A 26,150-nucleotide genomic window follows, 5' to 3' on the forward strand; every position below is an offset into this window, starting at 1 on the left:
ATGGCCGGGGCTGGCGCGGTTCGCGCTAGCGGGTCGTCGGGGCACGCCAAATGCTCTTCGCGCAAGCGCTCATCGACGGAACGCGGCCTTGGCGGAGGCCAGGACCTGCGCGGGGACGCCCACGAAACGCTGCGCCCACGCTACGGCCGAGTCGTACACGTGGTCGGGCGCCACCATCTCGTCGACCAGACCCAACGCGAGCGCCTCCTCGGCCGCGGCGAAGCGTCCGCTGAACGCCAACTCCCTGGCCTTGCTCTCCCCGATCGCGCGGGCCAGCCGCTCCGCCGCACCCTGGGCAGGCGCCAGCCCGTCGAGGATCTGCGTCACGCCCCACTTGACGTTGTCGCCACCGATGCGCCAGTCCGCGGCCAACGCGAGGGTGAGGCCGCTGCCGAGCGCGTAGCCGGTGACCGCGGCGACCGTCGGCTTGGGGATCGCTGCCACGGCGTCGACGGCGTGCTGGCACACGCGACCGGCGACGGCTAGGCCCTCGGCGTCGAGGGTGCGCAGCTCGGGCACGTCGTCCCCCGCGGAGAAGATCTCGTGCCCGCCGAACACGACCACGGCGGCGGCGTCCGTGCGCTCGCCGAGCTCCGCGGCGGTCGCGATGATCTCGCGGCACATCTGCCGGGTCAGCTTGTTCGTCGGCGGCCGTGACAACAGCAGGGTGCCGATGCCGTCCCTGACGTGTGCGCTGACGAACTCGTGCACGTCAGTAACCGTCTGGTCCACGCCGGTTGCGCGCCTCGTTGTACCGCTCGCTGTTGAAGAACTCGATCTCCCAGTTGCCGGTGTTCTTGTCGGCGGCCAGATGGGGTTCGACGGCGACGATCTTGCGATCGACCGCGAGCACCTCGGCGACGGTGCGGCCGTTGAGCGAATCGAGTTGAGTCCAGGTCGGTGGCAGTAGGAAGGACCGACCCTCGGCGAACTCGTCGAGGCCTGCCTGCGGCGTGCTCCAGAACGCCTGGTCGGTCTCGGTGTTCTCACCGTCGGCGCGCTGGCCCTCGGGAAGCGCCCCGACGAAGAAGTAGGTGTCGTAGCGCCTGGTGCGTTCCTCCTTGGGCGTCACCCAGTTCGCCCATGGCCGCAGCAGATCCGCTCGCAGCACCAGCTTCTCGGCGCGCAGGAAGTCGGCGAAGGACAGCGAGTGGTTGGCCAGGGCGGCTCGCGCCTCGCCGTAGACCGATGCGTCCCGCACGATCTTGTTCCCGCCGTCCGGCGAACTGGCCGGACCCGCGAACAACACCCCGGACTCCTCGAACGTCTCGCGTGCGGCAGCACAGACGAGCGCCTCGGCGAGCTCTTCGTCGACGCCGAGCTTGTCGGCCCACCAGGACGGCTCCGGCCCGAACCAGGCGACGGGGGCCTCCTCGGGGACAGGAGCGGAGCGCCGGGGGGTGAATGCTCCGCGGTCACGGTCGTCGACCCCCCCTCCCGGGAACACCATGACGCCCGCCACGAAGTCCATCGCCGAGTGTCGGTGCATGAGGAAGACCTCAATGCCAGTGGCGAGGCCTGGGCGGGCGTCCCGGACCAACATGACCGTTGCGGCCGGCCGCGGGGTCAGGGGTGCTTCGACTGCTTCGCTCACTTGGCCCTCCTGTGCGCCGCGCGGCTACGGGTGCGACGCGCGAAGTAGCGCCCGTCGGTGACGTCAAGGGCGATCGACTGGCCGAACGCCGTCGACAGATTCTCCGAGGTGAGCACGTCGGCCAGCAGCCCGGAGGCGACGACCTTGCCCTCCGAGAGCAGCAGGCAGTGGCTGAATCCCTGCGGGATCTCCTCGACGTGGTGAGTGACGAGCACGATCGCCGGGGCGTCCGGGTCGGCCGCCAGATCGGCCAGCCGGGCCACCAGTTCTTCGCGCCCGCCAAGGTCGAGGCCTGCGGCCGGTTCGTCGAGCAACAGCAGTTCGGGGTCGGTCATCAGCGAACGGGCGATCAGGACCCGCTTGCGTTCCCCCTCCGACAGGGTGCCGTAGGTGCGTTCTGCGAGGTGTTCTGCGCCAAGGCCTTCCAGCATGTCGACGGCCTGCTCGTAGTCGACGTCCTCGTACTTCTCGCGCCAGCGGCCCAGGACGGCGTAGCCGGCCGACACCACCAGATCGCGCACCACCTCGTCATCGGGAACGCGCTGACTCAGCGCCGACGAGCTCAATCCGACCCGCGCCCGCAGCTCCGACATGTCGGTCCGGCCGAGGCGTTCGCCGAGCACGTACGCGGTCCCCGACGACGGGTGTTCCATGGCGGCGGCGATGCGCAGTAGCGACGTCTTCCCCGCGCCGTTCGGGCCGATGACGACCCAGCGCTCGTCGAGTTCCACCGCCCAGGTGACGGGGCCGACGAGGACCTTGCCGCCACGCCGCAGCGTGATCTTCGCGAAGTCGATCAGCAGGTCTGGGTCGACCCCGTTCGTGGGCAAGTCGTCTCGGTCGTCGTGATCGTTGGGGCCGGCGGGCACTCGCCCATCGTAGTCAGGCGGGTATCGGTGAACGCCCACCCACTGACGGCCAGCCACCGTTGCGGGGTCACCCGCAGGATCAGCTGCACCAGCGGGCCGATGCCGAATGCGTAGACGAGAGTGCCGACACCGACGGTTCCGCCGAGCAACCAACCAACCGTCAGCACGCTCGCCTCGATGGACGTGCGCACCAACCGGACGGACAGTCCGGTCCGCGCCACCAGGCCGGTCATCAGACCATCGCGCGGACCGGGACCAAGGCCCGCGCCGATGTAGAGCACCGTGCTGAGGGCATTGAGCAGGACGGCGCCGAGCATCATCGCGACCCGCACCGGCAGTTCCGACGGCGAAGGCAGCAGCGCCATCCCGGCGTCCACCGTGACGGCGATGACGACGACGTTGGCCACCGTGCCGATACCAGGCCGGTTCCGCAGCGGGATCCAGGCCAACAGGACCGCGACGCCCACCACGGCCGAGGCGATGCCGATGGTCACACCCGTGCGTCCGGCGAGGCCCTGGTGGAATACGTCCCAGGGGTCGAGCCCGAGGCCGGCGCGCACCATCACGGCCATCGAGAAGCCGTAGCCCATCAGGCCCACCAGCAGCGCGCCGGTGGGCGGGAGCGAAGCGATCAGGGGGCGAACCCACCTCCGTGCGCTCGCCGCCTTCACGCGTGGTCGGCAAATCGGGCGCGGATGGCGTCGAGTTCGATGCGCATCCGGCGGGCGTCCGAGTCTGCTTCGGCAATCTCGAAGCCGCCGCCGGGACGGGACTGCGCGCGGAAGACGCGCCCGAACTTGAGCGCGGTGCGAGTCATAGGAGAGGTCCAGTGTTGTGCCATGTGTCGATGATGGCCTCGAACTGGCCTTGCCATCAATATCCAGTTAGGGCAAACTGGCCTCGATGATCGACGAACTGGCGTGGCGACGGCTCGATGTGGACCTTCTCGCGCGCGAACTGGGCAACTGGCGTACGTCCAATGCCAGCGGGCCGGCCTACCAAGGACTCGCAGACGGCCTGCGCATGCTGATCGTCGACGGCCGACTACCCGTCGGCGCCCAACTACCGAGCGAACGGGCGCTCGCCGACGCCCTGCGCGTCTCACGGACCACCGTCACCGCGGCGTACAGCCAGATGCGCGACGACGGCTACCTCAACGGACGCCGTGGAGCGCGCAGCACCACGGCACTGCCCCTCGTCCTACCGACCGCCGTCCCGATCGCAGGCGGAACGGCTCTTACCGGAAGCGCGCCGGCCAACCTCGCGGCCGCCACGCTCGCCGCCCCCGCCGCCGCCGTCTCAAAGGCGTTCACCGAGGCCGCCCAAGAGGTCGCCCCGTACCTTCACGACATCGGGATCGAGCTGGTCGGGGTGCCGCCACTGCGTGAGGCGATCGCCGAAAGATATTGTGCGCGCGGGCTTCCCACTGAACCGGACGAGATCGTGGTGACCACCGGCGCACTCCACGCCCTCGGCCTCATCCTCGCGACATACACCCAACCCGGTGACCGCGTGCTAGTCGAGCAACCCACCTATCACGGCGCGCTCGCCGCGATGGCGAGCCGCGGCGTCCTGCCGGTTCCGGTGGCGATGACGCATGACGGCTGGGAGCTCGACGCCGTCGACGCCGCCGTACGTCAGCTGTCGCCGAGCCTGGCCTACCTGATTCCGGACAACCACAACCCGACTGGCATGACGTTGCCACCGGAAGGCAGGAGACGGTTGGCGCACATCATCGCCGAAACCCGCACCCGCACCATCGTCGACGAGACGATCACCGACATGTGGCTCGACGAGGCGGTCCCGCCGCCACTCGCCGCCTCGATGACCAGCAGAAGCGACCTGATGCTGACCGTCGGATCGATGTCCAAGTCGTGCTGGGGCGGTCTGCGCATCGGTTGGATCCGCGCCGAGCGCAGCGCCTTGACGACTATCGGAGCGCTGCGACCCGCGATCGACATGGGCACGCCGATCGTCGAACAGCTGGCCGCCGCAAGGCTTCTCGGTCTTGCCGACGAGCTGCTTCCCGAGCGCCGCGAAATACTGCGCGCACGGCGGGCGCTGCTTCTGGCCCTGCTCGACGAGCACCTGCCCGACTGGCGACCCGATCCTGGCAAGGGTGGGATGTCGCTGTGGGTGCGGCTGCCCGCGCCCATGAGTTCCGCGCTCTCGGCGGCTGCCTCGCGGATGGGTCTGGAGATTCCGCCTGGGCCACGGTTCGGGGTGGACGGCACGCTGGAGCGTTTCATCCGGGTGCCCTACACGCTGCCCGACGAGCAGTTGACCGAGGCGATCGAGCTACTTGCGCGCGCGTGGCGCAGCATCACCGGCGCCAACACCGGGGGCACGGAGGCGCAAGCCGTCGTCGTCTAGCGCGAGCAGCCGCAAATGTGCGCGACACACCGGTGTTTCGTGCACATTTGCGGCTGCTCGGCGGAGGGGAGGCTTACGCCTCGGGGATGTCGACGCGCCGCAGTGTGCCGTCGACGGCGTCGGCGGCCTCGATCTCGCCGCGCGTCACGCCGAGGAGGAACAGCACCGTGTCGAGGTACGGATGACTCAGGGACGCGTCGGCCACTTCACGCAGGGCAGGCTTGGCATTGAACGCCACGCCCAGCCCGGCGGCGGCGAGCATGTCGATGTCGTTGGCGCCGTCACCGACGGCGACGGTCTGCTCCATCGGCACGCCGGCCTGTTGCGCGAAGTCCCTCAGCGCCTTGGCCTTTCCTGGGCGGTCGATGACGTTGCCGATGACCCGGCCGGTCAGCTTGCCGTCGACGATCTCGAGCTCGTTGGCGGCGACGAAGTCCATCATCAATTCGTGCGCCAGCGGCTCGATCACCTGGCGGAAGCCGCCCGAGACGATCCCGCAGTGATAGCCCAAGCGGCGCAGGGTCCGAATCGTGGTCCGCGCCCCAGGCGTCAGCTCGATCTGGTCGGCGACGTCGTCGAGCACCTCGGCGGGCAGGCCGGCGAGCGTCGCGACGCGACGGTGCAGCGACTCGGCGAAATCTAGCTCTCCGCGCATGGCCGCCTCGGTCACCTCGGCGACCGCCGCCTCGGCGCCGACGCGAGCGGCCAGCATCTCGATGACCTCACCCTGGATGAGCGTCGAGTCGACGTCGAACACGATGAGCCGCTTGGCCCGTCGGGACAGGCTGTAGTCCTCCAGCGCGATGTCGACGCTCTCGGCGACGGCCACCCGGGCCAGTGCCGTCTGCAGCTGGCCGTAGGCAGACCCCGGCGGAACGGAGACGCGCAGCTCCAGGCCCGTCACCGGGTAGTCCGAGACGCCCCGGATGGTGTCGATGTTCACGCCGAGTGTGGCCACCTCCCGTGCCACCACCCCGAATGCGTCGGCAGTGATGGGGCGGCCGAGAACGACGATCGTGTGCGTGGACGGCTCGCGCAGAACTGGCATGTCGTCGCTGCGCTCGATGGTGACGTCCAGCCCGACGCCGCGGATCGCGTCGGTGACCTCGTCACGCAATCCGGGGCCGGCTACCTCGCCGGCCCCGGCCACCAGCACGGCCAGGGTCAGGCGGCCGCGGACGACGACCTGTTCGACGTTGAGGAGCTCGACCTCGTGGCGGGCCAACACTTCGAAGAGCGCCGACGTCACACCTGGCTGGTCGACACCTGACACGGTGATCAGAATCGATGAGCGCTTGCGCGAAGAGTCATCAAGCACGAGCCGACACCCTTGACGTGTTCACCCTTGCGAGCAGCCTTCTACGACCGGGTCAGGTGCGAACTTGCGCGTCATCGAGTTCGGTGACGTCACCGTCGGATGGGTGCGGCCCTCCGCCGATGTGGGCCTCGGCCCGCATCCGCCCGACCATGTGCGGGTAGTGCAGCTCGAAAGCCGGTCGCTCGGAACGAATCCGGGGCAGCTCGGTGAAGTTGTGCCGCGGCGGCGGGCAGCTGGTCGCCCACTCCAGGGAGTTGCCGTAGCCCCAGGGGTCGTCCACCACGACGGGCTCGCCGTAGCGCCAGGACTTGAACACGTTCCACACGAACGGGATCGTCGAGATGCCGAGGATGAACGCACCAATGGTCGAGACGACGTTGAGCGTGGTGAAGCCGTCGGACGGCAGGTAGTCGGCGTAGCGCCGAGGCATGCCCTCGTCGCCGACCCAGTGCTGCACCAGGAAGGTGGTGTGGAAGCCGATGAACGTCAGCCAGAAGTGCAGCTTGCCCAGCCGCTCGTCGAGCAGACGGCCCGTCATCTTCGGGAACCAGAAGTAGATGCCCGCGTAGGTGGCGAACACGATCGTGCCGAAGAGCACGTAGTGGAAGTGCGCGATCACGAAGTACGAGTCGGTGACGTGGAAGTCGATCGGCGGGCTGGCAAGCAGGACGCCGGACAGGCCACCGAGCAGAAACGTGACGAGGAAGCCCACCGAGAACAGCATGGGGGTCTCGAAGGTCAACTGCCCCTTCCACATCGTCCCGATCCAGTTGAAGAACTTGATTCCCGTCGGGACGGCGATCAAGAACGTCATGAACGAGAAGAACGGGAGCAGCACCGCGCCGGTGGCGTACATGTGGTGCGCCCACACGGCGACCGACAGTGCGGCGATGGACAGCGTCGCGTAGATCAGGGTGGTGTAACCGAAGATCGGCTTGCGGCTGAACACCGGGAAGATCTCCGTCACGATGCCGAAGAACGGCAGCGCGATGATGTACACCTCGGGGTGACCGAAGAACCAGAAGAGGTGTTGCCACAACAGCACACCACCGTTGGCCGGGTCGTAGATGTGCGCGCCGAGGTGGCGGTCGGCGGCAAGGCCGAACAGCGCCGCGGTCAGCAGTGGGAAGGCCAGCAGCACCAGAATCGACGTCACCAGGATGTTCCAGGTGAAGATCGGCATCCGGAACATCGTCATGCCGGGGGCCCGCATGCAGACCACCGTCGTCACCATGTTCACGCCGCCGAGGATGGTGCCCAACCCGGCAACGGCCAGACCCATGATCCACAGGTCACCACCCGCGCCGGGTGAGTGGATGGCGTCGGTCAGCGGGGAGTACGCGGTCCAGCCGAAGTCAGCCGCGCCACCCGGGGTGATGAAACCGGCGATGGCGATCATCGCGCCAAACAGGAACAGCCAGAAGGAGAACGCGTTGAGTCGCGGGAACGCCACGTCGGGCGCACCGATCTGCAGCGGAAGCACCAGGTTGGCGAAGCCGAACACGATCGGGGTCGCGTAGAACAGCAGCATCACCGTGCCGTGCATGGTGAATAGCTGGTTGTACTGCTCATTGCTCAGGAACTGCAGGCCGGGCATGGCCAACTCGGCGCGCATGAACAACGCCATCAACCCGCCGATGAAGAACATGATGAAGCAGGCGACGCAGTACATGATGCCGATCAACTTGTGATCGGTGGTGGTCACCAGGTTGTAGATCAGGTTGCCCTTGGGGCCTAGCCGCTTCGGAAACGGGCGGCGTGCCTCAAGTTCTCCGATTGGGGGCGCTTCGGCTACCAACAGGTCCTCCCTGGGTTGTTTCTGGCCGGGGTTCGACGGGGGGCGTACCCGCGGGCACGCCCTGAATCTTATCCCCCGGCGAGGCCTGAAGCGCCATGGGTCCTACAAACCGTCGTAATTGGTGGCAACCTTTCAGCTGACGGCGCCTGACCAGCCTGGACGGCCTGGATGCTGCCGGAGGGCAGGAGCGCAGCGACCCGGGAAATGTGCCGAAGGGCTGGGGGTCCCCCCGCTTGCGGGGGAGAGCGCAGCGACCCGGGAAATGTGCCGGAGGGCTGGGGGTCCCCCCGCTTGCGGGGGAGAGCGCAGCGACCCGGGATGTTGGTACCGTCGGCGACGTGCCGTTCCTCAGCTCGCGGATGGGTCCGGTGGCCGCGGCCGCGGCCGTGGCCACCGCGCTTTCGGTGACGTTGGCCACCGGATGCGGCGGGTCGAACCAACAGTCCAGCAATCCGGATGCCGAGAAGTCGGTGGTGACCAGCACCACGAAGGTCGCGGGCGCGGGTGTGCTGGGCAATGAGCGGCGCCCCGACGAGTCCTGCGCACCGGAACCGGCGCAGCTCGACGAGGGCCCGCCGACGCGCGAGGTGCGCCACGCAGCGGGCAGCACCGAGGTCCCCGCGGATCCTCAGCGCATCGTGGTGCTCTCGGGTGACCAGCTCGACGCGCTGTGCGCGCTGGGTCTGCAGTCGCGCATCGTGGCCGCGGCGCTGCCGGACGGAACCCCCGACCATCCTGGGTCGCAGCCGTCGTATCTGGGCACCGTCGTGCACGACGTCGCCCCGGCAGGTACCCGCACCAAGCCCGACGTGGCCGCCATCAAGGCCGCCAATCCCGACCTGATCCTCGGTTCGCAGGCTCTGACTCCGGAGGCGTACGGCGAACTGTCGGGGATCGCCCCGACCGTGTTCACCGGGCCCCCAGGGCCGGGCTGGCAGGACACACTGCGGACCGTCGGCGATGCCACTGGCCGCGCGAGCGCCGCCGACGGACTGATCGACGGGTTCAATTCCGACGCCGACAAGACGGGCATCCAGAACGACGGCGTCCACTTTCAGGCATCGGTGGTGCAGCTGACGGAGAACACCCTGCGGATCTTCGGGACCGACGACTTCCCGGCCAGCGTTCTCGCCGCGGCCCACGTGGACCGCCCCGCCACCCAGCGGTTCAAGGACAAGCCCTACGTAGAGGTGAGCACGTCTGAGGTGACGAAGTCGACGGACTTCTCGGCGGCCGACGGTGACATCGTGTACCTGTCGTTCGACTCGGCCGCCGCCAAGGCGCGAGCCGGCGACGTGCTCGAGAGCGACGCCTGGAAGAAGCTGTCGGCCACCCGTGACAACCGCGTGTTCGTGGTGAACGACGAGGTATGGCAGACGGGCGAGGGCATCGTTGCGGCGCGCGGCGTGCTCGACGACCTTCGCTACGTCAACGCGCCGATCAACTGACGGCCCCTCCTATTCCACTCCCTGCAATGCCTGCTGACCGAACTGGTTCAGCTGCAGCGATCCGTCGGGCAGCACCAGTTCACCGCTGTCGAGACGGTTGCGCAGGTAGGCGAAGCTCTGTGCGGTCTGGGCGAAGAGATGCTCGCCGGCCCGCAGGGTGGGCCGTGTCCTGCCGTCGGCCGCGGCGAACTGCGGCAGCGGCTTCACCTCGGTGTCGTAGTCGACGTTGAAGAACAACGGGAACGAGTACCGCTCCTCGACGACCCGGCGTACGCGGTGGCTGGTGGCGACGAATGCGCCGTTCGTCCACAGTTCGAGCAGGTCGCCGATGTTGACGACGAAGGTGCCCTCGACGGGCGGGACGTCGATCCATCGGCCCGCGCCGTTGAGGACCTCCAGACCCGGCGCCGTCGGCTTGAGCAGCGTAAAGCACTCGTAGTCGGTGTGCGCACCGATGCCCAGCCCGTCCCTGGCGTCCGGGTTGTAGGGATAGTGGACCAGCCGCAATTGGCTCGGAGTCTTGGTGGCGTGCCGGGAGAAGACGTCGGGATCCTCGTCCAGTGCGACCGCGAACGCCCGCAGCAGCAGGTGCCCGACCTCGAGTACCGCGTCGTAGTAGTCGGTCACCGCCTCGGCGAAGTCGGGCAGGTCCGGCCAGGAGTTCGGCCCGAGCATCGGGTTGCCCGCCAGGTAATCGGGATCGTCCGCGGGCAGGTCGAGCGCGGTGTCGAACGCTTCCTTGCGGTCGGGAGTTCCGTTCTCCACCCCCTCCTCCCCCACCGGCACGTAGCCGCGGTGGCAGCGGGACAGCCCGATGTAACTGCGCATCTTCTCCTCGACCGGCAGGGCGAAGAACTCCTTGGTCGCCGTCAGCATGCGCTCGAAGCGCGACTCGTCGACGCCGGATCCGGTGACGTAGAGGAAGCCGACCTCGCGGGCGGCCCGACCGATCTGGCCGGCGACCCGCTCGCGCTCGGCCGGATCGGCGGATCGCAGCCCGCTGATGTCGACGATCGGTACCGAGGTGAACGACGTTGCACTGCTCATGGATTCACATTCCCTTCGCTTCCTTCGACTCTCCAGCGCACGCCGGTGGTCTGAACTTCGTTGTCGGACAGCTTGATTTCGATTGCGTTCCACTGCGGCCCGCCGACCGCACCGATCAGCACGGCGGAGCCGCCCGCCCACCCGAACAGGGCTCCGACGCGCAGCAGAAGCCCGTTGCCGCCATCTGGTGCGCGCAGGAAGAGCGCACCGCTCGGTCCCGTCGGACCCTCGTCGCGGACCCAGTGCTCGGCGTAGTCCGCGTGCAAACCCGTCTCGACGAGTACCTCGCCGTCCCAGTGCATCGTCCCGGCGTCCGGGAACGGCCCCGGTGGTTCGAGGTCGACGTCGCGATGCCATTCGAAGACGTCGCCGCTCTGCTGGAGGCGCCCGGCGAAGCCGCGGGAGTCGACGTAGGCGGTGATGCCCTGCAGCCACAGCACACCGGCACCGGTGTCCCGCGATCCGTCGGCGTCGATCAGCAGACTGCGCCGCCACAGACCGGCGCAGCCGGCGATCTCGGGTGCGGGCATCTAGGTCGACACCGGTCCGAAGCGTTCGTGGAAGTGCCGGGTCATCTCGGGCCAGACGTGCGGATCATGGCCGGGTATCAGAGGATATCCCTTGTCCCGTGCGAGTTTCTTGAGCCGGCGGATCGGTTCGATGGTGTCCTCCGGCTCGACGTCGATGAAGCCGCCGATCGCCAATTCACCGTCGATGTTCTCGGTCAGGTCGGCCGCATCGAAGGCGAAGATGTACCCTTCCGCGCCCTCCCCACCTGTGACGGACTCGTCGAGTTCGACCACGAAGCTCTGGTGCCCCGGCGTGTGCCCGTACGTCGGCACGGCCGTGATTCCAGGCGCGATCTCGGCGTCTCCGTCGGCGAGGCGCCAGTCGATGCTGGGATCGTCGAAGTCGACCCGGAAGATCGAATGCCGTTCCGGCTCGGGGTGATTCGACAGCCCGTACTCGAGCTCGCGCCGCTGCGCGTGCACCGGGATCTTGCCCGCGAACAGCTTCAGCCCGCCGGCATGGTCGGTGTGCAAGTGTGACACCGCGACGAGGTGGATGTCGTCGACGTCGATCCCGATGTCGAACAGCGACTCCTCGATCGGCTCGCCAGGACCCGGCAGCAACGGCTGGTACTCCACCGAGGGGTGGTACCGCCTGCGCAGCGCGGGATCACGGATCAGCGCCGTGTTGAACCCGGTGTCGAGCAGCACCCAGCCGCCGTCGGTCTGCAGCAGGATGCCCGGCACCGGTTCACGCATCCGCAACTCCGGTGAACTACCATGCACTGAAACAGCTTTCGGCAAATCCTCCCACCCGAGCGTGAGCAGGACGATCCTGCGGACGCCGCTCTTGCGCACCAGCCCCGTCATCAGCCGACCGAGAGCGCGGCCAGCCGCAGCGAGTTCGGATTGGTCACGACGTGCGCCTGCTCGACGCCCTTGAGCCACGGCTGCGCGACCACGAAGTCATTGACGTCGGCGATGTTCAGCCAGCAACCCGTCTTCACCGCCTCCTCCCCCGCCTGCGAGAACGCCTCCGGCGAACCGTTGGGCAGACCCCTTGCCAGCGCATCGGTGACCGGTGGCGCGGAGCAGCCCAGGTAGTTCAGGCCACCGCTGGGATCCCAGGATATGTGTCCCCACGTGTAGGGCGACGGGGCATCCGGCCACGCCAGGGCGGCGAAGATGTCCGGCGCGGACTGCCCGTCGGTGCCGATCCAGGCGAAGGTCTCCGACGTCGGGTACGCCTGCACCTTGGCGGTCAGGCCCGCCGCGGCGAGCTGAGTCTGGATCAGGTTGCTCACCAACTGGTTGTCGGGATTGCTCGAGTCGTATCCGATGGTGACTGCCTTCTGATCCGCGGGCAGGCTGCCTGCGAGCGCGGTGAGGACCGAAGGGTCATGCGGCACGGACTGTTTCCCGAACTCCGCTGCCATCATGTTGGGCGGGTAGATCTGTGCTCCGGCTTTGCCGCGCCCGAAGTACGTCTGCTTGACCAGCTCGTCGACGTCGATGGCCTGCATGACGGCGTTCCGGTTCTTGGCGTCGGTCATCATCCCCTTGTGCGAGTTGATGTAGAGGTAGTTCGACATCATCGTCGGCAGCGAGTAGTTCGCGAAGGACTTGTTGTCCAGATACGACTGCACCGCCGAGGACGGCAGGTCGTGCAGGATCGCGGCGACCTGACCGTTGTTGAACTGCAGCTGCTGGGCCGAGACGTCGGTGATGACCGGGATCTCGACCTTCTGGAAGTACGGCTTCGGACCCCAGTAGTCGCCGAATGCGTCCAGCGCATAACGGGATCCGACCTCGGCGGCCGTCAGCGTGAACGGTCCGGTACCCAGATCGTGGTTGGTCAGGTACCCCTGCGCGTTGTCGGTGCCCGCGTTCTTCTTCAGGCCCTCGGGGCTGAGCATCCGCGGTCCGTACGGGCACGCCAGGTAGTCGAGGAATGCCGAGTTCGGCGCCTTCAGCGTGATGGTGACGCCGTAGTCACCCTGGGTGGTGACCGAATCGACGTCCGTGACCATGTAGGCGGGTCCCTGGTTGACGGCGACCCTGCGATCGAACGACGCCTTCACCGCTGCCGAGGTGAACGGCGTCCCGTCGTGAAACTTGACGCCCTCGCGGAGCTTGAAAGTGAACACCTTGTTGTCCGGCGACGCCGTCCACTCGGTCGCCAGGAGCGGCTCCAGCTCGGGCTTTTCGGTGCCCGCCTTGTACTGCAGCAGACCCTCGTAGGTGTTGGTGGTCAGCAGCAGACCCTGTCCGGCGTAGAAGATGTCCGGGTCCGGCGGCTGCCCCGGGTCCTGCAGGAAGGACAGGTGCAGCACCTTGTCGGTCGGCGCGGCGTTGGGTGTGCTGCTGCCGGAGTCGGAGCCGCCGCAGGCGCTGAGCGCCAGTACGGCCGCTGCGGCGATGGCGGACATGGCGCGAAGTCTCTTGCTCATCGTGCTGCTCCTTCGAGATCGGAAGTGGATGCGAATTCGTCGCCGGAGTCGCCCCGGCGACGACATTCATCGAAGGCGTCGAGGATCTCGTCGGTGGTGCGCGATGCGCCGGTCTGCAGGTACTCCATCGCGTCAAGGGCCGCGTCGTGGCGGTACTGCGACGAACCTCCCACGCAGTCGGTGACCACCCGGACGTAGAAGTCGCGCTGGTGGGCGTCGGCGAACGTGTAGTGCACGCACACGTCGGTGAGGCCGCCGACGAGGATCAGCGTCGATGCGTTCAGACCCCGCAGGACGATGTCGAACTCGGTGCCGATGAAACCGGAATAGCGCCGTTTGACGATGTGGAACTCGGGCCGTGTTCCGTCGAGGACGGGACGCAGCGACGGCTCGAGATCCGTGCCTGGCCGCCCTTCCACGCAGTGCACGCCCTCCGTGCCGTCGAGCTCGCGGCCGAAGTCGATCCCGCTCGGGCGGTGCACTTCCTGGAAGAACACCACCGGTATCCCCGCGCCTCTTGCTGCGGCGAGCAGTCGCTCGGCTCGTTCGACGCGTTCCGCGTGCCCCGGCATGACGGGAATTCCCGCGTCGTCCGCCGACATGGCGCCACCCTCTTGCATGTCGACGACGACGAACACCGGATTGCCCACGATGAGTGGCTGTTTCGGCACCTAACCTCCTGTTGTCGCGATGCGCGGATCGGCGGCGGCCTGCAGTAGGTCCACTGCCATGTTGATGAAGACGTAGAGAGCGCCGAGCATCAGCGTGACGCCGGCGATCGCGGGGAAGTCGGCAACGGGGATGCTCTGGGCGATGTACTGCCCGATTCCGGGCCAACCGAACACCTGCTCGACCACCAGCACGCCCGAGAACATCAGGCCCACTTGCAAACCCGTCATCGACAGCGACGAGCCCACGGAATTACGCAGGACGTGACCTGCCAGGATCCTGCCCTCCGACAACCCCTTGGCACGCGCCGTCCGCGCGTAGTCGCTGTCGATGTCACCCAGCAGGCTGCTCCGGAGCACGCGGCCGATCGCGACGGCCGGGCCGATGGCGATGACGAGCGCGGGCAGGATCAGGTGGTGCAGGGCATCGCCCACCACGTCGAAGCGTCCATGGAGCAACCCATCGACGGTCAGCAGCCCCGTCGGCCCGGTCGGTGGGTTGCTGATGGAGATGCGACCGTTGGCCGGGACCCAGCCCAGCTGCTGGTAGAAGACGATCAACCCGAGGATGCCGAGCAGGAACATCGGCGCCGACGAACCGGTGAACAGAATCGCCCGCAGAACGCTTGCGCCACGCCATTTCAGGGTCGTGCTGAATGCCAGCACGACGGCCAGCACCAGCGCGATCGCCAGTCCGTACAGTGCGAGTTCCAGGGTGGCTGGAAAGAACGTGCCGAGATCAGAGGCCACGCCATGACGGGTGCGGTAGGACGTTCCGAGGTCGCCGGTGACGGCGCCGGAGAGGTAGTGCCAGAACTGAACGAGCACGGGCTCGTTCAGCCCGAGCGCCTCGCGCCGGGCGGCAACCGCCGACGCCGAGGCCTGCGCTCCGAGCTGCGCCTTGACGGGATCCAACGGCGAAATGTGTTGCAGCAGGAACATCACGCCGGTCAGTGCGATCAGGATCGCGGCCATCGCACCCACCCTGGACGCCACATACGTCTTCATCGAACCCTCCAAGGTCGGCACTGCCGAATGTTCGCCGTGGAGTGGGGCGCGCGGCGTATCGGTGCCGCGCCCAACGTGAGGCCACTGCGAAGATCCGGGCTGAAAGTCGCAGTGGGCTCACGCTCGGCGCGACGCGAGATTCCGAGCGCGACCACTAACTCGTCTTCATCAGGTTGCGCAGGCTGTCCCCTGCGATGTTTCCGATCAGCGCCAGCACCAGGACACCGAGACCGGGCATGACCGGGATCCACCACTGCTGCAGGAAGTAACTCAGGTTGCGGGCGGAGTCGGCGCCCAGCTCCGCGGCCGGGGCCGACTGTCCGAGGCCGAGGAACGACAGCGCCGCCAGGGTCAGGATCAGCGTGCCGACGTCGAGGCTCGCGGCCACCAACGCATTCGGCACCGCGCCGGGCAGCAGATGGCGGCCCGCGAGCCGAATACGGCTCACCCCTGCGAGTTTCGCCGCTTCGACGTGTGGTCGTGCCGCGAGCCGGGCCACCTCCCCACGCACCAACCGCGCGTAGAAGGGCCACCAGACGATCGACACGGCGACGAGGGTGTGCACGAAGCCGGGCCCAAGGGCAGCGACCACCGCGATGGCCAGCACCGGTGCGGGCAGTGACAGGAACGCGTCGGTGATCCGCTTGAGCACCGAGTCGACCCAACCGCCCGTCGCGCCGGCGATCAGGCCGACCAGTCCACCGATCAGCAGGCCGATCGCGACCACCGCCAGGGCCGCGAACCAGCTGGAACGCACGCCGTAGAGCACGCGCGAGAAGATGTCGCGGCCGATGCTGTCACTTCCGAGCAGGAATCCGTTCGTACCGGGCGCCTGCAGCGGCATGCCGACGGGAATCAGCGGATCGTGTGGCGCCAGCAGCGGCACCGCGATCGCGATCGCGGTCACCACGAACACCAGCGAGAATCCGACCCAGTTGAGCACCGCCGAGCGTGACTGCGGCAGCGACAACACGCGTCGTCCACGGCCGCGGACCAGTGAAGGTGCGGATACCGCGATCGCCATCAGCCTGCCCGCCTCTCGATGCACGCCACCTGGTGTGGGTTTCCTGGGAATCCCTCCAGGCGCACGTCCAGTTGGGTTCCGCCGCAGGTGTCGACGGCGATCTCGCAGCGGGGATGGAACGCGCACCCCGTCGGGGGCGATAGTGGGCTCGCGGGTTCGCCTGGCAGCGGCCGGGATTCGCGGCCCAGATCGGGGATCGAGTCGACGAGTGCCTGGGTGTAGGGATGCGCCGGGTTCCCGATGACCTGCTCGGCGGGACCGACCTCGACGATGCGCCCCAGGTACATCACGGCGACCCGGTCGGCGACCACGCGGGCCACCGAGAGGTCGTGCGTCACGAAGACGACCGACATGTCGAGGGTGCGTCGCAGATCCCCGATCAGGTTGAGCACCGAGGCGGCCAGAGAGACGTCGAGCGCACTGGTGGGTTCGTCGCAGAGAAGTACCGACGGCGGCACCACGGTGGCGCGTGCCAGCGAGACCCGTTGCCGCTGCCCACCCGACAGTTGCCCGGCGCGCGACTTCGCGACGTCCGCCGGCAGACCGACTCTCAGCAGAACCTCTGCCACGGCATCGCGACGCTGGGCGCGCGACATGGCCGTGCTCCGAAGTCGTTCGGTGATCAGCTCACCGACCGACAGCCACGGCGTCAGCGAGGCGCCGGCATCCTGGAACACCATCTGAGGACGCTGGCCGTCGACGAGTTGCACCGCTCCGGAGGTCGGCTTCTCCAGGCCGGCGATCGTGCGCAACAGCGTCGACTTGCCGGAGCCGCTCTCACCGACCAGCGCCACCGACTCGCCGTGCCCGACACGCAGCGAAACCCCGCGCAGCGCTTGAAGTTTGCCGTCGCTGCCCGCCGACCGGTCCAGCCAGCGCCTGGCCACCGTGAACGTCTTGGTGACGTCGCGCAGGACCACCGACGGCGGCAGTTCTTGCGCGTCGTCGACCGATTCCGGGAAGGGCTCCTCGGTGTTCGTCGACTTGGCGCCGAGGCCGTTGGCGACCTCCCCCAATGGCAGGATGCACGCACTCGTGCGATCGACCGCGACCGCAACCGGCTCCGGTGGCGCCGTCGCACAGTCGTCTCCTGCGAGCGCACACCTCGGAACGAACGCACATCCCGGCAGCGGCGACACCGCGCTGGGCACCGACCCGGCGAGCGCGGCCAGCCTGCGGTCCCGCGCGGTGTGCAGCGTGAGCCGCGACCGCAACAGGCCGTGGGTGTACGGATGCGCGGGCGTGCCGAGAACAGCACCGGTTGGGCCGACTTCGGCGATCCGGCCCGCGTAGAGCACCGCGATGCGATCCGAGATCTGCGCGGCGACGCCGAGGTCGTGGGTGATGAAGACGATGCTGCAGCCGATCTCGTCACGCAGTCGGCCGAGCAGACGCAGCACCTGAGCCTGGACGGTGACGTCGAGGGCCGTCGTCGGTTCGTCGGCGATGATGAGGTCGGGATCGCCCGCGATCGCGATCGCGATCATCACGCGTTGCCGAAGGCCTCCGGAGAGTTCGTGGGGGAAGGCGCGCATTCGCCGCTTGGGTTCGGGGATCCCGACCGCGGTGAGAAGGCGCAGTGCCTCGGCGTCACTGCCCGCCGCCTCCTCGACCTGCTTGCCGATCCGCATGGTGGGATTGAGCGAGGTCATCGGATCCTGGAACACGGCGCCGAGGTCGAGGCGGCGGACTCTTCGCAGAGCCTTGGCGTCACCGCCGACCATGTCGGAGCCGGCCACGGTCACCGTGCCCTCGATCTTGGCGTGCTCGGGCAGCAGGCCCAACAGGCTGAACCCGAGAACGCTCTTGCCGGAACCGGATTCACCGACGAGACCAAGGATCTCTCCCGGTGCGATGGCGAGGGACACTCCGCGGAGCGCCTGCACGTCATGTCCGTTGCGCCGGAACGTCACGCGCAGGTCGTCGACGGTCGCGACGGCATCCTGGGCCGAGCGCGCCGCGGCGGTCCCCGACGATGCGTCGGCCTCGGATACGGCTGTGTCTTCGGAAACAGCAGCGTCCTCTGAAACCACCGCGCCTTCTGAAAAAGCGAAGCCCATCGGAACGCTCCCGGAGTATGTCGAGGTCAGCGAGGCCGGGCACGCCCGTGTGCGATTGGCCTGTCAGTTGACAGTTTTCCGGCCCCGCCGACCCGATGGGTGTCGCTGGCGTAACCAATTGACCGCGCACGTAACCGATGCGTATCGCACGTTTCTGTCGTGTGACAGAAACAGGCGGACGTGACCATTTCCTGCCGGTCATGGTCCACGATGGGGTCATGCCGCTCGCACGGGCCGGACGACCCCGCCACCACGACCAGCGGCGCCCCGGCGTCACCGCGCGTGACGAAATCCTGGACGCCGCAGGCGAACTGTTCACCACCCTCGGTTACGCGGGCACGTCCACGAGGTCCATCGCGGAGTCGGTCGGCATCCGTCAGGCGTCGCTGTACCACTACTTCAAGACCAAGGACGACATCCTGTGCACGCTGCTGGGCCAGACCGTGAGCCCGACGCTGTCGCTCATCCCGAACCTGCTCGGCGCCGAGCCGGCCTTGAGCGCGGCCGAGCACCTGCACGTCCTCGCCGCGTTCGACGGCGAACAGCTCCTCACCGGCCGATGGAACCTCGGCGCCCTCTACCTGCTGCCCGAGCTCCGCGACGCCCGGCTCGAACCGTTCTGGTCGGATCGTGAACGGCTGCGGCTGCACTATCTCGCACTCAGCCAGGCCGTCCTCGATCAGACCGGGGTCAACGAGGCGGCGGCCGATCTGCCGTTCCGGCTGGTCGAGTCGTTGGTGAACATGTGGTCCGTGCCCCCTGGACCTGAGCGTTCCGAGTTGCCGGTCCACGTGGCCGACGCCTGCATACGCGTGCTCGGCGTTCCCGACGGGGAGACACCCGCCCTGCGGGACCGCACTAGACAGGAAGTCCAGCGCTACACCCGCGTCGCATCCGCGGACGCGGACGCCACGTACCGCAGGTAGGTGGGCCAGTCGCCGTGGTGGGAGATGTCATCGCCGGCCCGCCACGCGTCGAGCGCGCAGCCGAAACCGACCACCTCGGTCCCGTCTGAGAGGGTGACCCGGCCCAACGACATCGGCGCGGGCAGTGCCGCGAGGAAATCGCCGAGCATCGCGGTGCCCACCAGCCAGAGCTCACCGCCGATGGCGGTGCCGTCCCCGCTGCCGACGCGGACCAGACCCGGCTTCGGTGGTGTGGTGACCAGGCTCGCCAGCCGGTAGAGCGGCGCGGTGAACGCCGGGCCCGCCCACCGGGCGCCGCGCTCCTCCAGCTGAAAGGCCAGTGGCTGGCCGCGCAGATGTGCTCCCACCACCAGCAGCGGCGTGGCGTCTGCACCGGCGCGCGTCGGCCACGGCGCCTCGGTCGGGCGGTCCTCGCGCGACGCGGCGCCGTGGCGTGCGACGGACGGCGTCGGTGTGGTGACCAGACGCGCCACGTCGATCGCGACGGCGTCGGCGCCGGATCTCGCGACCACCGACACCCCGAACTCGGCGTCACCGGCGGTCCCCGACGGGACGGCCACCGCACACATGTCCATCAGGTTGCAGAAGTTGGTGTACGCCCCGAGTCGTGCGTTCACTCCGACGGGGTCGGCCGCGACGTCGGCGATGCTCGGGTGTTCGGTGGTGGTGGGGATCAGCAGCGCGTCGCAGTCACCGAGCTCGGCCAGCGCGATCTGCGTCAGCTCCGCGAGTCGACGGCGGTCCCGCAGCAGCCGGGTGGCCGGCACCTCGCCCGCCGCCGAGATGATCGCCCCGACGATCGGATCGACCTCGGCCCGGTGCGCGTCGACGAACGCGCCGACCGCCTCGTGGCGTTCGGCCACCAGGCCGCCGTCGTAGAGCAGGCGCGCGGCCTCGAGGAACGGCGCGAGATCGATCTCGAGCAAGGTCGCGCCATGACGTTCGAGGCGTCCGCACGCGGCGCGGAACGCCACCTGCCACTCCGCGGACAGCGCCGGAAGATCGCGCGGGACCGCCACCAGGGGCGCCTCGGGCGCGGACAGCGGCGCATCGGGCGGGAACGGCCGCGCGCCGCCGGCGATGACGCCCATCGTCGCATCTGCGGTGTCGAGGTCACGGGCGAAGACCGTCACGCAGTCGAAGGAGCGGCAGGCCGGAACCACCCCGTCGGTGGGCACTACGCCGTAGGTCGGCTTGATCCCGACGATGCCCTGCAGCGCGGCGGGCACGCGGCCGGAGCCTGCGGTGTCGGTGCCGATCGCCACGTCGACAAGACCCAGTGCGACGGCGACGGCCGACCCCGCGCTCGATCCGCCGGAGACGTGGTCGGGCCGCCGGGCATCCCGCACCGCACCGTGTGGACTGCGCGTGCCGACCAGCCCGGTGGCGAACTGGTCGAGGTTGGTCGCGCCGATCACGACGGCACCGGCAGCGCGCAACCGCGCGACGACGGTGGCGTCGGCGGGTGCAGGCGTTGTCGCATACGTCGGGCATCCCGCGGTGGTCGGCAGACCCGCGACGTCGACGTTGTTCTTCACCGCCGCGGTCAGGCCTGCGAGCGGAAGGTCGGCGCCCGCCAGTACGGCGGCGTCGACGGCCTCCGCGTCGACGAGCGCTTCGGCCATGGGACGCAAGAAGATCCAGATCTCCGGACGGTCTGCGGCCTCGATCGCCGCGTACGTCGCGCGGACGCGCAGCACGGCGTTCATGCCTCGACTCTCCCTCGCTCCGGTCCTCGCTCGTGCCTCGCTGCGATCCTCACTCGCGCTCGCCTTCGGGCGTTCATGCCGGAACTCCCGTGACGTCGCGCTCGTCGGAGGCCACGCCGCCAGTACCGACCACGACGAGTGGGGTGCCGGGATCGACCTGGTTGCCTGCCTCGACGAGAACGTGCGTGACGACGCCATCGGACGGTGCGGTCATGACTGTCTCCATCTTCATCGCCTCGAGCGCAAGCAGCGCCTGCCCTGCCACCACCAGATCGCCGACCGCGACGTCGACCTTCCACACACTCGACGAGAACGGTGCGTCGACGCGTTGTTCGCCGTCGTCGAGGACCAGGTCGGTTCTCGTGACGGCAACCCGTGACTCCGCCCGCTCGGCACGGTCGAACTCGCCCGCCGCCGCCCACGCCGCGCGCTCGGCCGCGAAGGCCGCGCTCTGCTGACCCCGGAATTCCTCGATCGACTCGGCGTTGTCGGCCAGAAAGCGCATCTGGTCGGCGAGTGAGAAGGTGCCCGCGGTGATCTCGACCGATCCCCTGCCAGCGGCTAGATCGGCCCGCAGGTCGAGCAACTCGTCGGCCGAAACCGGGTACCAGGAGATGCGATCGAAGAAGCGCAGCAGCCACGGGCTGCCTGGCTCGAACGGCGCGGTGTGCCGATACCGGCTCCACACCTGCGTCGTCCGACCGATGAACTGGTAACCACCGGGTCCCTCCATGCCGTAGATGCACAGATAGGCGCCGCCGATGCCGACCGAGTTCTCGGCGGTCCACGTGCGGGCCGGGTTGTACTTGGTGGTCACCAACCTGTGCCGCGGATCGAGCGGCGTGGCCACGGGCGCACCCAGGTAGACGTCGCCGAGGCCGAGCGTCAGGTACTCCGCCGAGAACACCGTGTCCATGACGTCGTCCTGACTCGCCAGGCCGTTGACCCGGCGGATGAACTCGATGTTGGACGGGCACCACGGGGCGTCGTCGCGCACGCCGGAGGTGTAGCGCGCGATCGCCTCGCGCGTGGCGGGGTCGTCCCAACTGAGCGGCAGCCGGACCGAACGGCTCGGCACGACGAGTTCCGCGGTGGCGGGAAGGTCGTCCTCAAGCTCGGACAGCAGGCCGAGCAGCCGGTCGATCGACAGCGCGTCGGGGTCCACGTGCACCTGCAGCGATCGGATCCCCGGCGTGAGATCGAGGATTCCGGTCACGGCGCCGACCCGCAGTTCGGCGAGCCGCTGGTGAAGCGCGTGCACTCGCGCCCGCAGGGCCAGGTCGAGGACCATGTCGCCGTACTCGACGAGGACGTTGTCGTCGCCGCTGCGACGGTAGGTGACCGCGGGTGCGCCGTTTCCGGCCCGACGGGCCAGCACGCCGTCGTCACCATCGCGTGCGCTTCTTGGGACGACGGGAGACGCCGCCCGGCGAGCGATGCCAAGCTCGGACCGCGACGGCGCGTCGACGGTGCGGATGGGCACGAACCGCACGGTGTCGCCTGGCCGCAGCTGCCCGAGCTTCCACCGGTCCGCGGCGACGACCGTGACCGGACAGACGAAGCCACCCAGGCTGGGACCGTCGGGGCCGAGCAGGATGGGGGTGTCGCCGGTGAAGTCGAGCGCTCCGACGGAGTAGGCGTTGTCGTGGATGTTCGACGGGTGCAGGCCTGCCTCACCGCCGTCCGGCCGTGCCCACTTCGGCCTCGGCCCCTCGAGCCGCACACCGGTGCGGGCCGAGTTGAAGTGGACGACGTAGCCTGCGCCGTAGAGCGTGTCGATGTCGTTGCGGCTGAAGAACTCCGGAGCTCCGTGGGGTCCCTCGGTGACCGCCAGTTCCCACTCGGACGGCATCGCCGGTCGCAGGCCGGGCGGTACCGCCGCGCCCGGCTCGAGCGGGGTGGACGTCGCCGCGCGCAGGACGTCGCCGGTGACGAGTGGACGGCCGCCGTGGCCACCGAAGCGCCCGAGGGTGAAGGTCGATGCGCTACCCAGGTAGGGCGGCACGTCGAAGCCGCCTGCGACCAGCACGTAGGTCCGCAGTCCGGCCGTCTCGGCCGCACCGACGTCCAGCACGCCTCCGGCCACAACCACGATCGGCTCCCACATCGGTGCGGGCGTCCCGTCCACCGTCACTAGGCACTCGGCGCCGGTGACGCAGAAGGTTGTCTCGTGCGTGACGCGCAGCGCCGGGCCGGATGCGGTGCACTCCAGTCCCGGCACCCCTTCCGGGTTGCCCACTGCGCGGTTGCCGAGCCGGAACGACAGGTCGTCCATCGGGCCACTCGGCGGGACGCCGACGTCCCACAGTCCGACCCGGCCGGGTAGGTCCTGCACCGTCGTCTGCAGACCTGGACGGTCGACTTCGATCCGTGGGCGGGGGTCGGTGACGTCGGCGAGGGTCGCGGTGCCGTGCCGTGCCGCGCGGACGTCCTCGCGTGCGCAAGCGGCCCGCAGCATCCCGAGGTTGACCTCGATGCCAGCCACGACCGTGGCGTCCAGCGCGCGCCCGAGCCGGTCGAACGCCTCGTCGCGATCGGCGCCGACGGTGATCACCTTGGCCAGCAGCGGGTCGTAGGATGCCGTAACCTCGGTGCCCGCTTCCACCCACGTGTCGACGCGTACCTCGGGGTCTTGTCCCACCTGGCCGGGGAACTCGACGGCGACGAGCGTCCCGGTGCTCGGGCGGTAGTCACGCGACGGGTCTTCGGCGTACACCCTCGCCTCGACGGAATGGCCTCGGACCGGTACGGCACCGGTGGCCTCCCCCGGCGCCAGATGTGCTGTCAGCAGGTCGTTCTCGCCACGGGCGAGCCGGAACATCCAGCCGGCCAGGTCGATGCCGGTGACCGCCTCGGTGACCGGGTGCTCAACCTGCAGTCGCGCGTTGACCTCGAGGAACGACGCTTCCTCCCGGCGTGGGTCGTAGACGAACTCGACGGTCCCCGCGGATCGGTAGCCGACGGCGGCGGCCAGTGCGCGGGAAGACGAATGCAGTTGGGCCCGAACCAAATCCGGTAGAGCGGGAGCCGGGGCCTCCTCGATCACCTTCTGGTTGCGGCGCTGCAGCGAGCAGTCCCGGTCACCGAGGGAGACCACGCGCCCGGCGCCGTCGCCGAAGATCTGCACCTCGACGTGGCGCGCGTCGTCGACGAACCGTTCGACGAACACGCCTGCCGAGCCGAAGCTGCGCTGGGCCAACCGCGAGACGCGGCCGAACGCCGAACGCAGGTCGGCGGCGTCCCGACAGACCTGCATGCCGATGCCCCCGCCGCCGCCGGTCGCCTTGAGCATGACGGGAAAGCCGATCGCGTCGGCAGCAGTCATCGCCGCCGCCTCGTCGGCCAACAGGTCGGAGCCCGCGAAGACGGGGACCCCTGCGGCCTTGGCCGCGGCCCTCGCGGTGTGCTTGGTGCCGAAGACGCGCAGCTGATGTGGTGTCGGACCCACGAACGCCAACCCCGCCGCCTCGACGGCAGACGCGAATTCGGCGTCTTCTGAAAGGAATCCGTAACCGGGATGGATCATGTCCGCCCCGGTGCTCGCCGCGGCGGCGAGAATCGCATCGACCCGCAGGTAGCTCTCACTCGGAGCGGACGGCCCCAATCTGACGGCCTCGTCGGCGAGCCGCACGTGCGGCGCACCGCGGTCGGCGTCGGAGAACACCGCGACCGTGCGCATCCCCAGCAGCCGCGCCGAGCGGACGAGGCGGACGGCGATCTCGCCGCGGTTGGCGATGAGTGCGGTCTCGGTCATGCCGCCCCACCCGGGCGCGTCACGATCATGCGGACCGGCGTCGGATCGAAGGCGTTGCAAGGGTTGTTGATCTGCGGACAGTTAGAGACCAGGACGAGGGTGTCGATCTCGGCGCGCAGCGCCACCCGCTTGCCCGGCGCCGACAGTCCATCGACGATCCCGAGCGCACCGTCGGGATCGACCGGCACGTTCATGAACCAGTTGATGTTGCTCGCGAGGTCCCGTGCGCCAAGCCCGTGGCGGGCGCCCTCCAGCAGGAAGTTCTCCATGCATCCGTGCTGGGCGCGGGTGTGCTGGCCGTAGCGCAGCGTGTTGGACTCCTTCGAGCACGCGCCGCCGAGCGTGTCGTGGATGCCGACTTCGTCGTCGACGACCGTCATCAGCTCCAACCCCGTATCGGCCCGCAGCACCGACCCGGTGGTCAGCGTGATCCGGCCCTGTCGCGCGATGGTCTCCGGCGCCGAGTAGCGGACCGTGGTGTCGACGGCCGAGTAGAGCAGGCAGTCGACGGCCTGATTGCCTGCGAGGTCGACGATCGTCAGGACGTCGCCCGCGGCGACCACCGCGGACCAGGGTGCCCGAGCGGCCACGTTCTGGTCGAGGACGACGGCGCCGGGGACGAGGGCGGGGACGGTCACAGGACTCCTCGGGCGGTCAGATCGGCGTCGGTGTTCGCCACGGCCTGAAGGTGTTCGGGGCCCAGCGGTCCGACGAGGTCGCCCGCCGCCAGCAGGTCGAGATCCGTTGCGGCAGGCCAGGCATGCACGAGCAGGGGTGAGCAGGTGAACTCAGGTCGTGGGTCCAGCGGGTGGGCCGTGTTGGCCAGCAGCACGATCGCGTCGACGTGCAGCAGGAGGTCGACGCTTCCGCCCGGGCCCGCCGACCCCTCCCATCGGAATGCGCCATCGGCGCCCACCCGCACCCCTTGGAAGAACGACAGCGACGGCGGCAGATCACGCTGCCCGAGACCGTGTTTGAGAGCACCGAGAAGGAGGAGTTCGCGCCCTGCGGCGGACGGCGACTCCGGCGCGCCCGACCCGTACTTGGCCTCGTTGCCCGCCCGCGTCGTGGTTCCGGCGAGTGCGTCGTGCGCGGTCGACGTGTCGGCGACGACCGTCGCCAGGACGCGGCCGAACCCGCTCAGCAGCGGGTGGCCCGTCCCGACGTAGGCCTGCCACGGGACCTTCACCGTGTCGGCGACGTTGAGTCGCTCGTGGGGCGCGTCGGCGCGGTGCAACAGCATGTGCGCACAGGCGTCACCGTCGGGGTCGGTCAGCCGGATGCGGGTGCCCCTGGCCAGCACTGCGGTGGTGTATCCGCCTGGCGCAACGGTTTCGGACCACACCAGCCGCTCGGCCGGCGTCCCGTCGGGTGCAGTTGGGCTGGCCGGTGCGGGCACGTGGCGCATGAAGTCGGCGCTGCGCCCGTGCTGGGCCCGGGCGTGGGCCTTCGCCCCCGCGGTCGTTGCGGTCGTGGGGGTCGTGGCGGTCGCGCCGTCGCTGGACACGTCGCTCGTCACATCGCTGGTCACTGCGCTCCCGGGCTCGCGGCACGCAATCGGCCGATGGATTTCTGTCAGATGACAGTTTTCTCGC

22 protein-coding genes are annotated in these 26,150 nt (G+C 68.9%); 3 read left to right on the top strand and 19 right to left on the bottom strand.

Translation table 11 applies throughout. From position 1 onward, the window contains the following. Positions 1 to 69: 69 nt before the first annotated feature. The 5 genes from QOI01_RS10435 to QOI01_RS10455 form a co-directional block, all read right to left on the bottom strand. The gene (locus tag QOI01_RS10435) at positions 70 to 711 is read right to left on the bottom strand and encodes an enoyl-CoA hydratase (RefSeq protein WP_526380552.1); all 642 of its coding nucleotides are present in this window, start codon (positions 709 to 711) and stop codon (positions 70 to 72) included. Between the two features lies 1 nt (position 712). After that, positions 713 to 1,594 (bottom strand): NUDIX hydrolase, encoded by an 882-nt coding sequence (locus QOI01_RS10440; protein WP_526380554.1) that lies wholly within the window; start codon positions 1,592 to 1,594, stop codon positions 713 to 715. Further along, positions 1,591 to 2,463, bottom strand: a complete 873-nt coding sequence (locus tag QOI01_RS10445; protein ID WP_526380556.1) for an ABC transporter ATP-binding protein — start codon at positions 2,461 to 2,463, stop codon at positions 1,591 to 1,593. The genes QOI01_RS10440 and QOI01_RS10445 overlap by 4 nt, the downstream gene beginning before the upstream one ends. Next, positions 2,391 to 3,053, bottom strand: coding sequence for a membrane protein YczE (gene yczE / locus QOI01_RS10450; protein ID WP_526380622.1), 663 nt, complete (start codon positions 3,051 to 3,053; stop codon positions 2,391 to 2,393). Before yczE ends, QOI01_RS10445 begins: the two co-directional genes overlap by 73 nt. 77 nt (positions 3,054 to 3,130) lie before the next feature. Beyond that, positions 3,131 to 3,304 (bottom strand): hypothetical protein, encoded by a 174-nt coding sequence (locus QOI01_RS10455; RefSeq protein ID WP_526380558.1) that lies wholly within the window; start codon positions 3,302 to 3,304, stop codon positions 3,131 to 3,133. A gap of 62 nt (positions 3,305 to 3,366) precedes the next feature. Here QOI01_RS10455 and yczR point away from each other — a divergent pair, with 62 nt between their 5' ends. Beyond that, positions 3,367 to 4,836 carry a MocR-like transcription factor YczR gene (gene yczR, locus QOI01_RS10460; RefSeq protein ID WP_526380560.1) on the top strand — a complete coding sequence of 490 codons (1,470 nt, stop codon included), beginning with the start codon at positions 3,367 to 3,369 and terminating at the stop codon, positions 4,834 to 4,836. A 73-nt stretch (positions 4,837 to 4,909) separates the two neighbouring features. Here yczR and serB read toward each other — a convergent pair whose 3' ends face one another. Both serB and ctaD read right to left on the bottom strand, forming a co-directional pair. Beyond that, complete coding sequence (serB, locus tag QOI01_RS10465; protein ID WP_526380562.1) at positions 4,910 to 6,154, bottom strand: phosphoserine phosphatase SerB; 1,245 nt, start codon at positions 6,152 to 6,154, stop codon at positions 4,910 to 4,912. A 52-nt stretch (positions 6,155 to 6,206) separates the two neighbouring features. Beyond that, positions 6,207 to 7,952, bottom strand: coding sequence for an aa3-type cytochrome oxidase subunit I (gene ctaD / locus QOI01_RS10470; protein ID WP_526380564.1), 1,746 nt, complete (start codon positions 7,950 to 7,952; stop codon positions 6,207 to 6,209). Between the two features lie 359 nt (positions 7,953 to 8,311). Between ctaD and QOI01_RS10475 the strand changes: the two genes are divergently transcribed. After that, complete coding sequence (locus QOI01_RS10475) at positions 8,312 to 9,400, top strand: iron-siderophore ABC transporter substrate-binding protein (protein ID WP_526380624.1); 1,089 nt, start codon at positions 8,312 to 8,314, stop codon at positions 9,398 to 9,400. A gap of 9 nt (positions 9,401 to 9,409) precedes the next feature. On the opposite strand, the gene QOI01_RS10480 is transcribed toward QOI01_RS10475, so the two are convergent. From QOI01_RS10480 to QOI01_RS10515, 8 genes are all read right to left on the bottom strand, one after another. Continuing rightward, positions 9,410 to 10,447 carry an isopenicillin N synthase family dioxygenase gene (locus QOI01_RS10480; protein ID WP_526380566.1) on the bottom strand — a complete coding sequence of 346 codons (1,038 nt, stop codon included), beginning with the start codon at positions 10,445 to 10,447 and terminating at the stop codon, positions 9,410 to 9,412. Further along, entirely contained in the window at positions 10,444 to 10,977 is a 534-nt protein-coding gene (locus QOI01_RS10485; RefSeq protein WP_526380568.1) for a hypothetical protein, read from the bottom strand. Before QOI01_RS10485 ends, QOI01_RS10480 begins: the two co-directional genes overlap by 4 nt. Continuing rightward, positions 10,978 to 11,826 (bottom strand): N-acyl homoserine lactonase family protein, encoded by an 849-nt coding sequence (locus QOI01_RS10490; protein ID WP_526380570.1) that lies wholly within the window; start codon positions 11,824 to 11,826, stop codon positions 10,978 to 10,980. After that, positions 11,826 to 13,406, bottom strand: coding sequence for an ABC transporter substrate-binding protein (locus tag QOI01_RS10495; RefSeq protein ID WP_526380572.1), 1,581 nt, complete (start codon positions 13,404 to 13,406; stop codon positions 11,826 to 11,828). Before QOI01_RS10495 ends, QOI01_RS10490 begins: the two co-directional genes overlap by 1 nt. Next, entirely contained in the window at positions 13,403 to 14,077 is a 675-nt protein-coding gene (locus QOI01_RS10500) for a cysteine hydrolase family protein (RefSeq protein ID WP_526380574.1), read from the bottom strand. The genes QOI01_RS10495 and QOI01_RS10500 overlap by 4 nt, the downstream gene beginning before the upstream one ends. Next, positions 14,078 to 15,082 carry an ABC transporter permease gene (locus tag QOI01_RS10505; RefSeq protein WP_526380576.1) on the bottom strand — a complete coding sequence of 335 codons (1,005 nt, stop codon included), beginning with the start codon at positions 15,080 to 15,082 and terminating at the stop codon, positions 14,078 to 14,080. A 154-nt stretch (positions 15,083 to 15,236) separates the two neighbouring features. After that, positions 15,237 to 16,106 (bottom strand): ABC transporter permease, encoded by an 870-nt coding sequence (locus tag QOI01_RS10510; RefSeq protein ID WP_526380626.1) that lies wholly within the window; start codon positions 16,104 to 16,106, stop codon positions 15,237 to 15,239. Further along, positions 16,106 to 18,139 (bottom strand): dipeptide ABC transporter ATP-binding protein, encoded by a 2,034-nt coding sequence (locus QOI01_RS10515; RefSeq protein WP_526380578.1) that lies wholly within the window; start codon positions 18,137 to 18,139, stop codon positions 16,106 to 16,108. The genes QOI01_RS10510 and QOI01_RS10515 overlap by 1 nt, the downstream gene beginning before the upstream one ends. A gap of 245 nt (positions 18,140 to 18,384) precedes the next feature. Between QOI01_RS10515 and QOI01_RS10520 the strand changes: the two genes are divergently transcribed. Next, positions 18,385 to 19,092: a TetR/AcrR family transcriptional regulator gene (locus tag QOI01_RS10520; protein WP_526380580.1), complete on the top strand. Its 708-nt coding sequence runs from the start codon at positions 18,385 to 18,387 to the stop codon at positions 19,090 to 19,092. On the opposite strand, the gene atzF is transcribed toward QOI01_RS10520, so the two are convergent. From atzF to QOI01_RS10540, 4 genes are all read right to left on the bottom strand, one after another. Continuing rightward, a complete protein-coding gene (atzF, locus tag QOI01_RS10525) occupies positions 19,044 to 20,801 on the bottom strand; it encodes an allophanate hydrolase (RefSeq protein WP_526380582.1) in 1,758 nt (585 codons plus the stop codon). The genes QOI01_RS10520 and atzF overlap by 49 nt on opposite strands. Positions 20,802 to 20,874: 73 nt before the next feature. Next, positions 20,875 to 24,555 carry an urea carboxylase gene (uca, locus tag QOI01_RS10530; protein WP_526380584.1) on the bottom strand — a complete coding sequence of 1,227 codons (3,681 nt, stop codon included), beginning with the start codon at positions 24,553 to 24,555 and terminating at the stop codon, positions 20,875 to 20,877. Then, positions 24,552 to 25,193 carry an urea amidolyase associated protein UAAP2 gene (locus QOI01_RS10535; protein WP_526380586.1) on the bottom strand — a complete coding sequence of 214 codons (642 nt, stop codon included), beginning with the start codon at positions 25,191 to 25,193 and terminating at the stop codon, positions 24,552 to 24,554. The genes uca and QOI01_RS10535 overlap by 4 nt, the downstream gene beginning before the upstream one ends. Then, entirely contained in the window at positions 25,190 to 26,086 is an 897-nt protein-coding gene (locus QOI01_RS10540; protein WP_526380588.1) for an urea amidolyase associated protein UAAP1, read from the bottom strand. Before QOI01_RS10540 ends, QOI01_RS10535 begins: the two co-directional genes overlap by 4 nt. Positions 26,087 to 26,150: the final 64 nt, after the last annotated feature.

It is taken from the genome of Mycobacterium sp. (assembly GCF_032162605.1).
GTDB lineage: Bacteria > Actinomycetota > Actinomycetes > Mycobacteriales > Mycobacteriaceae > Mycobacterium.

What these genes read in the sequence shown, in the direction of transcription:
- QOI01_RS10480 (WP_526380566.1), bottom strand. Translation starts at nt 10,447, where the DNA reads ATGAGCAGTGCAACGTCGTTCACCTCGGTACCGATCGTCGACATCAGC.
- yczE (WP_526380622.1), bottom strand. Translation starts at nt 3,053, where the DNA reads ATGGGCTACGGCTTCTCGATGGCCGTGATGGTGCGCGCCGGCCTCGGG.
- QOI01_RS10505 (WP_526380576.1), bottom strand. Translation starts at nt 15,082, where the DNA reads ATGAAGACGTATGTGGCGTCCAGGGTGGGTGCGATGGCCGCGATCCTG.
- QOI01_RS10495 (WP_526380572.1), bottom strand. Translation starts at nt 13,406, where the DNA reads ATGAGCAAGAGACTTCGCGCCATGTCCGCCATCGCCGCAGCGGCCGTA.
- QOI01_RS10490 (WP_526380570.1), bottom strand. Translation starts at nt 11,826, where the DNA reads ATGACGGGGCTGGTGCGCAAGAGCGGCGTCCGCAGGATCGTCCTGCTC.
- uca (WP_526380584.1), bottom strand. Translation starts at nt 24,555, where the DNA reads ATGACCGAGACCGCACTCATCGCCAACCGCGGCGAGATCGCCGTCCGC.
- QOI01_RS10455 (WP_526380558.1), bottom strand. Translation starts at nt 3,304, where the DNA reads ATGGCACAACACTGGACCTCTCCTATGACTCGCACCGCGCTCAAGTTC.
- QOI01_RS10485 (WP_526380568.1), bottom strand. Translation starts at nt 10,977, where the DNA reads ATGCCCGCACCCGAGATCGCCGGCTGCGCCGGTCTGTGGCGGCGCAGT.
- QOI01_RS10475 (WP_526380624.1), top strand. Translation starts at nt 8,312, where the DNA reads ATGGGTCCGGTGGCCGCGGCCGCGGCCGTGGCCACCGCGCTTTCGGTG.
- QOI01_RS10510 (WP_526380626.1), bottom strand. Translation starts at nt 16,106, where the DNA reads ATGGCGATCGCGGTATCCGCACCTTCACTGGTCCGCGGCCGTGGACGA.
- atzF (WP_526380582.1), bottom strand. Translation starts at nt 20,801, where the DNA reads ATGAACGCCGTGCTGCGCGTCCGCGCGACGTACGCGGCGATCGAGGCC.
- yczR (WP_526380560.1), top strand. Translation starts at nt 3,367, where the DNA reads ATGATCGACGAACTGGCGTGGCGACGGCTCGATGTGGACCTTCTCGCG.
- QOI01_RS10520 (WP_526380580.1), top strand. Translation starts at nt 18,385, where the DNA reads ATGCCGCTCGCACGGGCCGGACGACCCCGCCACCACGACCAGCGGCGC.